This window comes from Clostridium sp. K13 (assembly GCF_019734195.1).
Taxonomy (GTDB): domain Bacteria; phylum Bacillota; class Clostridia; order Clostridiales; family Clostridiaceae; genus Clostridium.
The window spans coordinates 219,425-233,747 of record NZ_JAASHM010000002.1 but is presented as its reverse complement, the minus strand read 5'-3'; the positions used below and the strand labels follow the sequence as shown (position 1 = coordinate 233,747).

Below are 14,323 nucleotides of genomic sequence, written 5' to 3'. Positions count from 1 at the left end.
AATTTATTTCCCTTATTTAGTTATATCTTCACCTGCTGCAAATAACTCAAAGTTTATTTTTGATTTTTCAACTCCTAATTCCTCTAAACTCTTATAAATATTTCTCATAAATTCTATTGGACCACAGAAATAAAATTCTCCATTCATAGGTAAATTATTTGCTATCCATTCTTTATTTATTCTACCTTCAACATCAAAATCTATATTTATTTTATTTTCTTCTAATGGTCTTGTATAAATTTGTATTAATTCAATATTATTTTCATTTTTTAATTTATTTAACTCTTCTTTAAAACTATGATACTTTGAGTTTGCAGTACTATATACTAACTTAACTTGTCTATTAGTACCCTTAGCTGCATAAGCCATTGCTATCATTGGAGTTATTCCTATTCCTCCACCAATTAAAACTACTGGTTCATTTCCATCCTTTAAAACGAATTTTCCCATAGGTATTGTTGCTTGGATTTTATCTCCAACTTTAATATTTCTGCATAATTGCTTACTTAAATCTCCATTTTCTTCAATCTTAACACTTATTCTATAAAATTCTTCTTTTGAATCCATTGATAAAGTATATTGTCTCGCCCTACTATATTCATTATCACCTTTTTGAATTCTCACAGATATAAATTGTCCTGGTATAGCCTTAGGTAAACTTGTTCCATCTGCTGCTTTCAAATAAAATGATGTTACTACTTCATCTTCTTGAACTTTATCATACACTATAAAATCTTTGAATCCCTTCCAAATATTATTAGTCATACTCCATCTCTCCTTTTCATTTGCTTAAATAAATTGTTATTTTACTTATTTAACATTAATTATTGTTGCTTTAAGTCTAGTCATAGCCTCAATTGAATATTTTATACCTTGTACACCTACTCCAGAACTCTTAACCCCTAAGAATGGGAAATGATCTGGTCCCCTTTCTGTTTTATTATTTACTTGAACTGTTCCTACTTCTAATTTATCAGCTACATAAAAGGCATCATTAATATTTTCTGTAAATACAGATGATTGCAGACCATACTCTGACCTATTGGCAATTTCTATTGCTTCTTCTACATTATTAACTCTAATTATAGGTAATACAGGACCAAATGGTTCTTCCCAAGCTATTCTCATTTCTTTAGTTACATTATCAATAAGTGTTGGATAGATTAAGTTTCCTTCCCTATTACCACCTACGACTAAATTACCACCTAAATTAATAGCATCATTAATTAATCCCTCAACAAAATCTGCGCTCTTAGTATCAATTAATGGAACAACATCAGCATCTAATTCTAATGGATTCCCTACCTTTAAGTTTTTAATTTCCATCTTAATTTTTTCAACTAATTTGTCTGCTACTTCATTAACTACTAATACTCTTTTTATAGCTGTACATCTTTGTCCTGAATATGAATAAGCTCCAGATACTATATTTTTTGCAGCTAAATCTAAATCTGCATCTTTTAATACTATTGCTGCATCCTTTCCACCAAGTTCCATTAATAAAGGAATCATCTTTGACATTTGTGAAATTCTAGCCCCAACTTCTGAACTTCCAGTAAAGTTTATAAAATTTATATCTGGATGTGTAACAATATAATCTCCTATTTCACTTCCCTTACCTGTTACTGTGTTAATTACACCAGCTGGTACTCCAGCTTCATCAAATATTTTTGCTAAATATAATCCACTTAAACTTCCTTGAGTTGCTGGTTTAAATATAACTGTATTACCAGTAACTATTGCTGGTGCTATTTTCGATGCTGCTAGATTGACTGGATAATTAAATGGCGATATAGCTAGTACAACTCCTAATGGCTCCCTATTAACTAAACCAATTTTATTTTTCTTTCCACCTGGAAAATTATCTCCTTGAAGACTTTCCCCATTTATACTTTTAGCTATATCTGCAGTAAATTTTATAAAATCTACAGTTCTGATAACTTCTGATCTTGCACTTTTCTTATCCTTTGCAACTTCCATCATAAGCAGTTCTGATAAGTTATCTGCTTGCTTTTCTAAAATTTCAGCTGCTTTATATAAAATTTCTATTCTTTTATTTAAAGGTGTAAGCTTCCAAATCTTCTGAACTTCTTTGCTATTCTTTATAGCTCCTTCCACTTCATCCTTACTCATAGCTGGAACTTTTCCTAAAAAAGTATTATTTATGGGGGACTTAATTTCTATATAATTTACATCCTTATTTTCTATCCATTGTCCATTTAATAATTTTTTAAACTCCTTTTTTTCATTTCTTATCTTATTTATCATTTGTTTATCCTCCTATATTCCCTATTGTTTAGCAATAAGTTTTCCAAACTCTATAATTTCACTATTGTTATCTATTTCTTCCTCATTTACTATTAATCCATCACTAATTAATACACCACCATATGACTGCATTCTTTCTTGCCATGCTTCCATCCATTCACCAGTTCCCCATCCATATGAACCAAATAACGCTACTTTCTTTCCATCAATTTCTCCTTGTAAAGAATTTATAAATGGTTCCATTTCAGTTTCATCTAATGTCTCAACCCCGCATGCTGGACAACCTATAATAATAATTTCTTCATTCTTAATATATTCAACTGTTATATCTGAAACTTTCACTAATTTAGCACTCTTTCCTTCTAATTCAATTCCTTTTTTAATTAACTCTGCTATCTTTTCTGTATTTCCTGTTTGACTCCAATATATTATTCTCATTAAATCATCTCCTAAAATTATTCGCCGGCAGTAACTTTAGCCGAAATTTTTAAATTTATCTTATGAACTAATCATATACTCATTATTAAAAATAAAATGTGATTCAAATCAAATCTTAAAATTTTATTTTATAGTTTATGTTATCTAATACTTTTTATAAAATATAAACACTAAGAATTTGCTCAACGAGTTCCGTTTTAGAGTACAAAATAATAAAATACCAGTAAAATAGAAAACCAGTAATTTCACTTACTGGTTTTTAATATTATTTAATATGATATTTTTATTCTATTTTTTAGTCTTGCACCTCAAAACGGAGCTCGTTGAAGTTTACTTAGTATTTTCTTTATCTAAATGTTATACTCTTTATTATTTATATTTTACTTAATTAACATCTACAATATCATGTAATTTATCATGGTCAATTTCTTCAAATTCCCAATCATCTAAACTTAATCCAGCATTTTTTCTATAATCATTAATTGCCTTATGAATAGCTTCTTCTGCTAACACTGAACAATGCATCTTTACTGGTGGAAGTCCATCCAATGCTTCTGCTACTGCTTTATTAGTTAACTTCCAGGCCTCTTCTAAGGTTTTCCCCTTTATTAATTCTGTTGCCATTGAAGATGATGCTATAGCAGATCCACATCCAAATGTCATGAAACTAACATCCTTTATTATATTATCTTCAACTTTCAAATAAACCCTCATTATATCTCCACACTTTGCATTTCCTACTTCTCCAATACCATTGGCCTCAGCTATTTCTCCTACATTTCTTGGATTTTTAAAATGATCCATTACTTTTTCTGTATATATCATAGTTTTTATCTCCTTTTATAATTATTTATATGAGTTAATTATAGATATACTTAGGAAAAAACAATGTGATTCAAATCAAATTTTTATAATTTATTAAACATACTTATTTAACCCCTCTTTATTTAGTATTACTATTTTTTTAGTTCCAACTACTTTGATTAACCCTTCTTCCTCAAACCTTTTAAGTTTTCTACTTATGGTCTCCCTTGTAACACCAATATAGCTTGCCATATTCTCTCTGTTTATTGGTAAGTTTATACTTATATTATGTTTTAAATCCTCTTCACCATACCTTTTGGATAAATCTAATAATAGATATGCAATCCTAGCATCTACATCATTTGTTGCAAGGCTTTGAGCAAGATTTTCCATTTTCGCTAAACGCTCCCCCATTACCTCTAATATCTTTATAGATATCTCTGGCTTATTTAATAATATATCTTTAAATTTATCCTTACCTAAAGTGCATATTTTGCAATTTTCAATAGCTTTTGCATTAAATCCATATTCTGATTCTCTTAATAAATTTAATTCACCAAAAAAATCACCTTCCGATAAAATATGTAATATCTGTTCTTTTCCATCCTTTGTATATTTATATAGCTTTATTTTCCCTTCATTTACAAAGTACAAAGTTTCAGCCTTTCCCCCCTCTGAAAATATGATTTCATTCTTTTCAAATTCTTTATGCACTATTTTTTCAAGAACATCTATTAACTCACAAGAATTTAATACCGCAAAAATAGGTACTTTTTTAGTACAAACATCTTTTCTACAATTATCACAACAATTTCTCATATAAAGTTTTTCTCCATTCTTTAAATAAAAAATACTTAAATAATAAATTAATATCATTTAAGTATTTTTATTTGCTCATTTATTATATTTAATATTATTCTGTCAAACTTTCTGATATAGTTACTAATACTTTACTTTTAACTTTTGCAATTACATTATGCTCTACTCTTGCATCAAATGGCATGAAATCACCCTTATTTAACTCATATTTTTCACCATTTATAAATTCCATTGACACACTTCCATCATAAATTAAAATACTTGCATATCCATTATGAGTATGGTTAGGCAATCCCTTACCTACATCAAAAACAAAGCAAATAGTTTTAAATTTCTTATTCATAGCTATAATTTCTTTGCCTTCATTAATCTTATCAATATTAGCAACTTTTTTAACATCATTATTATTTAAATTCATTTTTTTCTCCTTAAAATAATATAACTATTCTTCTATATTTATAGCAGATACTGGACAACTATCTCTTGCATCAATAGCACTATTCTCTGAATCACTTGGTATATCATCAGTTATTGCAACTGATTTTCCATCATCGTCCATGCTAAATACTTCTGGACAAATAGAAGTACATAATTCACAACCTATACATAATTCCTTATCTACATTTGCTTGCATAATATATCTTTACTCCTTTTCCTATAAAATTAAAATAATATTAGATTACTTATTATTTCTAATTATATTTTCTTTTATACCTCTTGTTGCAAACAAGTTTTTAAATCATCTTCTGGTGTACTTATAGGTCTTAAATCAAAAGTATCAACTAAATATTGAAGTACATTGGGACTTAAAAATGCTGGAAGTGTTGGTCCTAAGAAAATCCCCTTTATTCCAAGTGATAATAATGCTAAAAGATCTGCTACCGCTTTTTGCTCATACCAAGATATAATTAATGATAATGGCAATCCATTAACATCAGTTCCAAATATATCTGCAAGAGCTGTTGCAATTCTTACTGCTGAATAAGCATCATTGCATTGACCAACATCTAAAAGCCTTGGTAATCCTGCTACTTCCCCAAACTCCAGTTTATTAAATCTATATTTACCACAAGCTAAAGTAAGAATTATACAATCATCAGGAACCATTTTTGCAAATTCAGTATAATAATTTCTTCCTGGCCTTGCTCCATCACAACCACCAATTAAAAAGAAGTGTCTTATCTTTCCATCCTTAACTGCATTAACTATAGTTTCTGCATTACTTAACGTTGCATGATGCCCAAATCCTACTAATATTTCATGTGGTTCTTGATCTTCCTCATATCCACCAAGTTCTAAAGCTTTATTTATAATTTCACTAAAATCTTTTTTACCATCTTTACCTTTTCCTATATGCTTTACTCCATCCCAACCAACTACACTAGTTGTGAATATTCTATCTTTATATGTTTCTCTTGGTCTCATAAGACAATTAGTAGTCATTAAAACGCAACCTGGTATGTTATCAAATTCCTTTTGTTGATCTTGCCAAGCACCACCAAAATTCCCTACTAGATGAGGATATTTTTTAAGTCCTGGATATCCATGACTTGGTATCATTTCCCCATGAGTATATATATTGATTCCCTTACCTTCTGTTTGTTCTAGCAACATTTCTAAATCTTTTAAATCATGTCCTGATACAACTATAAGTGGACCTTTTTTAATATGTACATTTACTTTATGAGGTGATGGATTGTCATAGACTGTAGTATTTGCCTCATCTAATTTTTTCATTACAGCAACACTCATATCACCAGTCCTCATAGTCCATCTTATTAACTCTTCTACTGATAAAGTATCATCAGTTGTAGCCTCTAATGCTCTTATATAAAAGTTATCAACTTGATCATCATAATATCCAAGTTCTCTTGCTTGATGTCCATAAGCAGATATTCCTTTTAATCCATAAACTATTGTTTGTCTTAATGAACGTATATCAGGATCAAGGTTTTGATCATACATTATTCCTGCTTTCTTTGCATCTTCTAGCATTTCTGACTTAGTTTCACTTAAATTATAAGTTGCATGATCCGTATCATTTTTAATTTTTCCTACTTGCTTTCTTAATTTTTCTTTTATTCTTTGAGATTCCTTTAACATTTCAATATGTGCGTCTGCATCAAAATTTACATTTGTTAGAGTTGTAAATAATGAATTTTCAACAAAACTTACTATTCCCTTATCTACATTTTCACCTTTTTCAACTATTTCCTTTGCATAACAGCTTATACCTTTTATTTGATATATAAGTAAATCTTGAAGTGCTGCTATTTCTGGAGTCTTCCCACATACCCCCATCTTAGTACATCCTTTACCTCCTGCTGTTTGTTCACATTGATAACAAAACATAGGATATTCCATGGCCATATTATTTTCCATCATTATTCCTCCTAATAATTTTTAACACTTTAATATATTTCCACTAAAATTCAAAAAATATAATTAAATAATTAAATATAAAATAAATAGCACTATGTTTTGCCTTTAGTAAACATAGTGCTATTTGCTTATTCTATTTATTTTTCATTTAATTTATTCATTACTTCTTCTAATTCTAAACCATGAATATAACAAGCTTGTTCTAATGTCTCCATAGTTGCTGAAGGGCATCCTAGGCATCCCATCCCAAATTCACTTAAAATATCTGCAGCCTTTGGATTCATTTCTAATATTTCACCAATAGTATTATCCTTATTTATCATATATTTTCTCCTTTATTTATCACTAAGATTTTATATTTTTATTATATACTAGATATTTATCTTTTTACGTAACATTTGATACAACATATCATAAAAAAATATCTCTTTAATAACATTAGCATGTATAAGCCTTCTTAAGTGCTATAGGAGTAGTAATTGCACACACTATAATCATTATAATAATTGAAGGTAAAAAATAACTATTCATAATTCCTAGTTTTATTCCCTTGTTTGCTATGACAAGCGCTACCTCTCCCCTTGCCATCATTCCTATTCCAATTTGCCTAATTTCATTTTTAGAATATCCACATAGCTTTGCTCCTAATCCACAACCTAAAACCTTAGTTATCATAGCAACTATAACCAAGATAATAGTCATAACTACAATTGAAAAACTCATTTTAGGCAATTTCATATTTATTCCTATACTTGCAAAGAATATAGGTGATAATAACATATATGAGATTATATCAAACCTTTTAGCTATATATGTTGTTTCTCTATTTCTAGATAAAACTAATCCTGCAATAAATGCACCTGTTATATCTGCCACGCCGAAAAATTCCTCTGCTGAAAATGATAATAGTAAGCATACTACAAAAGCTGCAATAACAAATCTTCTTTTATCAATATCATATTTACTTATCCATTTATCAAAAATAACATAAACTAAATATCCTATTATAAGTGCAAATATAAAAAAACTAAATATCTTTAAAAATACAATTCCCACATTTACAGATTTATCTGCTATGCTAGTTATTATAGTTAATACTAGTATCCCTAATATGTCATCTATAATAGCTGATCCTAATATAGCCGTTGCTGTCTTTTCTGATAATTTTCCAAGTTCTCTTAATGCTTCAACTGTAATACTAACTGATGTAGCCGTTAAAATAGCTCCAATAAATACATTTTGTAATATACTACTTACTGTTGTTAAACTACCATCATTAAATATATATGCAACAACAGTTCCCCCTACTAATGGTATTAAAACTCCAAATGTAGCTATTATCAATGAATCTTTCCCTGTATTTTTCAACTGAGTTATATCACTTTCCAATCCAGCTGTGAACATAATTACTATAACACCTAGTTCTGCCATCATGCTTATAAAATCTGTTTCTTGTAATATATTTAAAACTGACGGTCCTAATATTACTCCAGCAATCAATGCTCCTACTACCTGTGGCAAATTAAACTTTCTTGTTATTAATCCTAAAAGTTTTGTACTTAATAATATTAATGCAATATCTAATAAATATTTATATGACATAATATAGTCCCCCTTTGAGTATATATATTTATTTGAATCTATTATGTTATATGCATATTTATATATATATTTATTAATTAAAAGATTTATAACTCTAGTTCAATATACAGTTCTTATATATTTTTCTTATTAAATAAAAGATGAAGTATAATTAAAAATTTTTAACTATACTTCATCTTTAAGTCATAATATATATTTTAATTTTATAGGCTTACTTTATTTTATAAAAAACTATAGTTACTTTAAATAAATCTCCATCAACACTAATATTAAACTTACCACCTTGAAGTTCAACAAAACTCTTTGCTATTGCAAGCCCTAAGCCTGAACCTTCAGTGTTTCTTGATTCATCACCACGAACAAATCTTTCTGCTATTGTATCTACATTAAATGTTATTTCCTCAGCGGCCATATTTTTCATTGTTATTTTAACTTCTTCTTCACTCTCACTGATATCAACATACACTCTAGTATTAGGCATAGCATACTTTGTCATATTAATTACTAAATTCTCAAAAACTCTAAAAGTACGTTGACTATCTAAAGGTACTATTACTTTTCCTTCTGGTAGATTTTTTCTTACTGCTAAATTTGCTTCTTCAAGTTTATCTTCAAGCTCAAGTAAAGTTTGTTTCATTAAAGATACAACATCTATATTCTCAATATTTAAGTTTATATTTCCACTAGTTGCTTTGCTCATTTCAAATAAATCTTCTATTAAAACTTGTAATCTTTGAGCTTTTCTATCTAATGTTTCAATATATTGCTTACATTTTTCTTCTGAAAGATTTTCATCTTTTAAAAGATCAGCATAAGTAATTATTGCTGTTAAAGGTGTTTTTAAATCATGAGAAACATTTGATATTAAATCTGTTTTCATTCTTTGACTCTTAACCTCTTCATCTACAGCCCTTTTAAATCCCTTTTGAATTTCTTGTAAGTCCCCTTTAAACGGTTCGAATAATCCTAAATCCTCTTCTACTTTTATATCTAAATTTCCCTTTGCTATTTTACTTGTTGCTTCTCTAAGCTTACTATATTTTTCACTTATCTTATCAACATACCTTCTTATAACAAAGAATAAAACTATTGAATAAAGTATAACAACAGGAATTCCAAAGAACCAAATAGAAGTTATTAATAGTAAAATCACTGCATTTATTATTAATAATTTTATTATTAATTTATTATTCTTTTCTCTCAAATCAACTTTTGTTACCTCATTTAATGTTCTTTTTATAATTCTAATAAAGAACATTAATACTATTCCAAATATTGTTCTTGTTTTTATATATTCTATAATACCTATATTAAATATATATTTAAAAACTAATACAAAGAAGAATACTGCTGCATAACTAGCTAACCATATTATAAAATTAAATATCCATATTAATCTTTCAGGAATAATTAAATTTGGTATCATTTCTGTAAATACTAATTGTAAATCTCCATCTAAAGTAGCCTTTATAAGCTGTCCTGATAATGGGCCTAAAGCTGCAATAGTCAATCCAATAATAATTATCCAAATTTCAAAAGGAATTTTAGAAACTCCATTAAATATTAATGTATTCTTAGCTTTTTTTACTGGGAATATTAATGCTACTAATGCTATAATACCAGCTATTATAAATGCAACTCCTGCTCCTATCCCTTCATATCCCCTCATATCTGCATTTTGCATTCCCCAGCTAATATTATCATATGAATTTAATATCTCAGGCACTGCATATACGACTGTCATATTCTTAATTGGATTCATAGTTATATTATAATATCCATTTTCATAATCATTATACGATGTATTATACTCACTTCTAATCTCCATCAATTGGCTTTCAATATTTGATTTTAAATATTCTGGATTTGCTCCAATAGTTTCTCCAATATTTATATTACCATCACTATCAAAATTAATAACAGTATAAAATCTATACTTCTCTGTAGTTAATTGTGATAAATCAATATTATCATTTTCTACCTTTAAACTCTCATCTAAAGTTGTATTAGTCTTACTATTAGAAGTATTGTAATAATAATATTTTAAATTCCCTAAGTTTACACCATTTTTCCAACCTCGAAATTCACTATTAAACGTATTTATATTACTATTAAAGTCATCTTGAATATAACTATAATAATCCTCATCATAACCTTCATTTATATTCTTATCTATATTTAATAAAATATCACTTGCATTTTTATTATCTTCCTTAATGGAATCATAATATAATGCATAACTAGAATCTGCTATAACACTAGCAAATCCGTATTCATCAAAATAATTTACATTTCTACTTTTAGCCGCTTCATTTACAAATCCATAAGAGTTACACATTCCTAAAGCTGCTACGATTATTACAGCTATCATCACTAACGTAGTTACAATACCTTTACTTTTAAACTGTACTTCTTTTCCTTCATTAATATTATTATGTCTTGAATCATTCATATCATCTTGTTCCTTATTGCTTTTCAATTTTATATCCAACTCCCCATACCACCTTTAAATATTTTGGATTCTTAGGATTAATTTCAATTTTTTCTCTTATCTTTCTTACATGAACCATTATTGTATCAGTATTTATTGCCTGCTCATTCCATACTCTTTCATATATTTCATCAGCAGCAAATACTCTACCAGGATGTTTCATAAGTAATGCCAATATCTTAAATTCAATAGGTGTTAACTTAACATTTTTTTCATCTACAGTTACTTCCTTAGTATCAAAATTTAATTCTAATCCACCTACACTATAAATATTTTCTTTATCCTCTGGTTCCTTAACCATATTCATAAACTTGGAATATCTTCTAAGCTGTGAATTTACTCTAGCTAATAATTCAAGTGGTCTAAATGGTTTCGTTACATAATCATCTGCTCCAATATTAAGTCCCATTATTTTATCTACCTCTTCTGATTTTGCAGATAGCATTATTACAGGAAAATCATGATTTTCTCTAAGTCTCATAACAAAAGTTATGCCGTCCATCTTTGGCATCATTACATCAACTATTGCTAAATGAATAGTTTCCTTCTTTAATACTTCTAAACCTTCTATTCCATTATTAGCTATAAAAACATTATATCCTTGATTATTTAAATACGCTTCTATTGCAATTGCTATATCATTTTCATCTTCTACTACTAAAACATTATATGAGCTCACTTTATTCATTCCTATTTACCCCTCTTTTTTTAAATTTACGAACATGTTTATTTACTATATTATCAATAATACTACCAAAAACTAAACAACAACTTTATATAATTCTAAAGATTTTCTTAAGTGAGACTCCAAATCTTAGATTGGGTTAGTCGAACTTACTACTACGACTAAAGGGAGTTGTGGTTTCCTAAAAAATAATAGAGGTTATACTATATAACCTCTAAGTAAATCACTTTAATTATCCAATATATTTAAAAATACCCTCACCTAAAATATAACCGGCTGAAATAAAGACACCATTCCATATAAATATTCCACAAGCTGAATATATTGTATATTTAAAAAAGTTCATTTTTAAAACTCCTGCTGGTATTGCAATTATTGTTCTTGCAACAGGAATAAGTCTACTTACAAATACCCCTATATGCCCTTTACTTCTTAAGTATTCAAGCTTCTCATCTATATAAGCCTTTTGTTTAGGAAATTTCTTTGTATATTTTTCTAATAAAAAACCTCCTCCATAGAATCCTAAAAAATATAAACACCAGCTTCCTATAACTCCTGCTATTACAGATAATATTAAAACAAATGGAAAGTTCATTTCACCTCTTGATATCCACAAGCCTGAAAGTGGCATTATTATACCTGCTGGAAGTCCTGGTAAGTTTAAATATTCCAAAAATACAATTATAAATATAAACATCACACCATACTGTGACAGATAATTTAAAATACTATTAGCATCCATGTTTACTCCTCCAAATTTATCCTTTTATTCCTAAGTATAATTTTATATTATATTAAAAAAATAAAGAAGAGTTTATGTTAAATCTAAAGAAATTCTTAAGATTTAATTCTAAAAGCTAAAAGACTATCACAAAATTCTTTGTAATAGTCTAAAAAATATTATTTTAACTTTTTTACTAACTCAATGGAAGCTCTATAATAAATGATGTTTCATTTTTTACTATACTTTCTGCATGTATTTTTCCTTTGTGCTCCTCTACTATAGCCTTTGCTATAGAAAGTCCAAGACCATAACCTCCAGTACCCCTATCCCTTGAGTCATCAACTCTATAAAATCTCTCAAATATTTTTTCTAAATGCTCTTTCCTTATTCCCTCACCAGTATTTTTAATTATCAATTTTACCTTATTTTTCTCCGTGTTAAGTAATACAGATATTTTCCCATTTTTATTTGTATACTTGATAGCATTATCCATTAATATACTTATAAGCTTTTTAATTTGATCCTTTTCTCCATTTATGAAAATATTCTCTGATATATTTTCTTCTAATGTAAGACCTTTTTCAAATATTACTACCTCAAATACTAATAACGAATCACTTATAATCTTACTTAAATTAAAATTAATAATCTCTCCCTTTTTCTTATTAGCATCTAAATTAGCTAATGACAACATTTCATTAATTAAGATTGACATTCTTCCTGTCTGAGAATCTATATAATTAATCCATTTTTTTTGACTCTTTATAGTTTCCATTTCATTTTCCCTTAATAATGAAATATTAGTTTTAATAATAGTTAGTGGAGTTCTAAGTTCATGAGATGCATCCGCAATAAATTGCTTTTGCTTTTTAAATGTTTCCTCCAATGGATTTATAGCTTTATTAGTAAAATATATACTTATAAAAAATAATACAATTAAACTTACTGAACCTACTCCAATAAATATTTTTAACAAACTCCATAGCATATCTTGTTGAAATGCCCTACTCACTAATACTATCCTTCTTCCTGTACCAATATCTTGTTTTAGGTATGCAAAGCTTTCTCCATTAATATTTATTTTACTCATTGATTTATCATTATTAATAACCTTTAAAACAATATTATTTATATCTAGGTCCTCTGTATTTAATCTAGATGAAACACTAAGTATATCATTAGTATTATTCAGGTCTATTCTTATTGTCATATCCTTTCTTTCATCTTTTGGCATTGGTTTCTGTTGCGGTGCAACCATCATATTTCCCCACAACTGCATTTTCATATCCTTTTCCATACTATAAGCAGTAGTTAAATATATAGTTCCAAATATACCTATAAACACTGTTGTTAAAAGTGTCATATTAATTAATACAAACTTTCTCTTTAACTTACTAAACATTTAACTTTCCTCCAGCTTATAACCAACACCTCTTACTGTTGTTATATTAGTAGATGAATCAATATATCCTAACTTCTTTCTTAAAAATGAAATATAAACTTCTATATTATTATACTCTACATCGGAGTCATACCCCCATATTTTACTTATTAACTCATCTTTGGTAACTATTGTCTTTGGTCTTTGTATAAAACACCTTATAATCTCAAATTCTTTTAATGAAAGCTTAATACTGTTACAAGGCCCCTCTAATTCATAACTAGAAATATTTAATTTAATATCTCCAAACTCTAAAATATTATCATTAATAATTTCTCCTTGCCTTCTTGTTAATGCCCTTAATCTTGCTAATAACTCTTCTATTGCAAAAGGCTTAGGTAAGTAATCATCAGCTCCAAAATCTAACCCTTTAACCTTATCTTCAACTTCCCCCTTAGCTGTTAGTAAAATAACAGGTGTTTTTATGCCATTCTTTCTTAATCTCCTAAGGACTTCTAATCCATTAAGCTTAGGAAGCATAATATCTAATATTATTACATCATATATATCTGTTAATCCATAATCCAATCCGTCTTCACCATTATATACAGCATCAATTACATATTTATTTTTACTTAATATTTGATTAAGAGCTTCAGAAAGTTGTATCTCATCTTCTACAAGTAATAATCTCATTAACCTCACTCTCCTAACATTCTATATAACTAA

15 protein-coding genes are annotated in these 14,323 nt (G+C 27.9%); all 15 read right to left on the bottom strand.

The window, feature by feature from the left end:
• Positions 1-12: 12 nt before the first annotated feature.
• Complete coding sequence (locus tag HCG76_RS02625) at positions 13-765, bottom strand: FAD-binding oxidoreductase (RefSeq protein ID WP_221698933.1); 753 nt, start codon at positions 763-765, stop codon at positions 13-15.
• Between the two features lie 45 nt (positions 766-810).
• A complete protein-coding gene (locus HCG76_RS02620) occupies positions 811-2,268 on the bottom strand; it encodes an NADP-dependent glyceraldehyde-3-phosphate dehydrogenase (protein ID WP_221698934.1) in 1,458 nt (485 codons plus the stop codon).
• Between the two features lie 21 nt (positions 2,269-2,289).
• Complete coding sequence (locus HCG76_RS02615; RefSeq protein ID WP_221698935.1) at positions 2,290-2,706, bottom strand: flavodoxin; 417 nt, start codon at positions 2,704-2,706, stop codon at positions 2,290-2,292.
• Positions 2,707-3,090: 384 nt separating this feature from the next.
• Complete coding sequence (gene nifU, locus HCG76_RS02610; RefSeq protein WP_221698936.1) at positions 3,091-3,531, bottom strand: Fe-S cluster assembly scaffold protein NifU; 441 nt, start codon at positions 3,529-3,531, stop codon at positions 3,091-3,093.
• A gap of 93 nt (positions 3,532-3,624) precedes the next feature.
• Positions 3,625-4,329 carry a Crp/Fnr family transcriptional regulator gene (locus HCG76_RS02605; RefSeq protein WP_221698937.1) on the bottom strand — a complete coding sequence of 235 codons (705 nt, stop codon included), beginning with the start codon at positions 4,327-4,329 and terminating at the stop codon, positions 3,625-3,627.
• Positions 4,330-4,423: 94 nt separating this feature from the next.
• Positions 4,424-4,747 carry a cupin domain-containing protein gene (locus HCG76_RS02600; protein ID WP_221698938.1) on the bottom strand — a complete coding sequence of 108 codons (324 nt, stop codon included), beginning with the start codon at positions 4,745-4,747 and terminating at the stop codon, positions 4,424-4,426.
• 24 nt (positions 4,748-4,771) lie between these two features.
• Positions 4,772-4,963, bottom strand: coding sequence for a ferredoxin (locus HCG76_RS02595; protein ID WP_221698939.1), 192 nt, complete (start codon positions 4,961-4,963; stop codon positions 4,772-4,774).
• Between the two features lie 74 nt (positions 4,964-5,037).
• Positions 5,038-6,711 carry a hydroxylamine reductase gene (gene hcp / locus HCG76_RS02590; protein ID WP_221698940.1) on the bottom strand — a complete coding sequence of 558 codons (1,674 nt, stop codon included), beginning with the start codon at positions 6,709-6,711 and terminating at the stop codon, positions 5,038-5,040.
• 137 nt (positions 6,712-6,848) lie between these two features.
• Entirely contained in the window at positions 6,849-7,034 is a 186-nt protein-coding gene (locus HCG76_RS02585) for a DUF1858 domain-containing protein (RefSeq protein ID WP_195986403.1), read from the bottom strand.
• 115 nt (positions 7,035-7,149) lie between these two features.
• Positions 7,150-8,316, bottom strand: a complete 1,167-nt coding sequence (locus tag HCG76_RS02580; RefSeq protein ID WP_221699035.1) for a cation:proton antiporter — start codon at positions 8,314-8,316, stop codon at positions 7,150-7,152.
• 208 nt (positions 8,317-8,524) lie between these two features.
• Positions 8,525-10,792, bottom strand: a complete 2,268-nt coding sequence (locus HCG76_RS02575; RefSeq protein WP_221698941.1) for a sensor histidine kinase — start codon at positions 10,790-10,792, stop codon at positions 8,525-8,527.
• Entirely contained in the window at positions 10,779-11,483 is a 705-nt protein-coding gene (locus HCG76_RS02570; RefSeq protein ID WP_221699036.1) for a response regulator transcription factor, read from the bottom strand. Before HCG76_RS02570 ends, HCG76_RS02575 begins: the two co-directional genes overlap by 14 nt.
• Before the next feature lie 238 nt (positions 11,484-11,721).
• Positions 11,722-12,231 (bottom strand): DedA family protein, encoded by a 510-nt coding sequence (locus HCG76_RS02565; protein WP_221698942.1) that lies wholly within the window; start codon positions 12,229-12,231, stop codon positions 11,722-11,724.
• 175 nt (positions 12,232-12,406) lie between these two features.
• Positions 12,407-13,615, bottom strand: coding sequence for a sensor histidine kinase (locus tag HCG76_RS02560; RefSeq protein ID WP_221698943.1), 1,209 nt, complete (start codon positions 13,613-13,615; stop codon positions 12,407-12,409).
• A complete protein-coding gene (locus tag HCG76_RS02555) occupies positions 13,616-14,290 on the bottom strand; it encodes a response regulator transcription factor (protein ID WP_221698944.1) in 675 nt (224 codons plus the stop codon).
• Between the last annotated feature and the right edge of the window lie 33 nt (positions 14,291-14,323).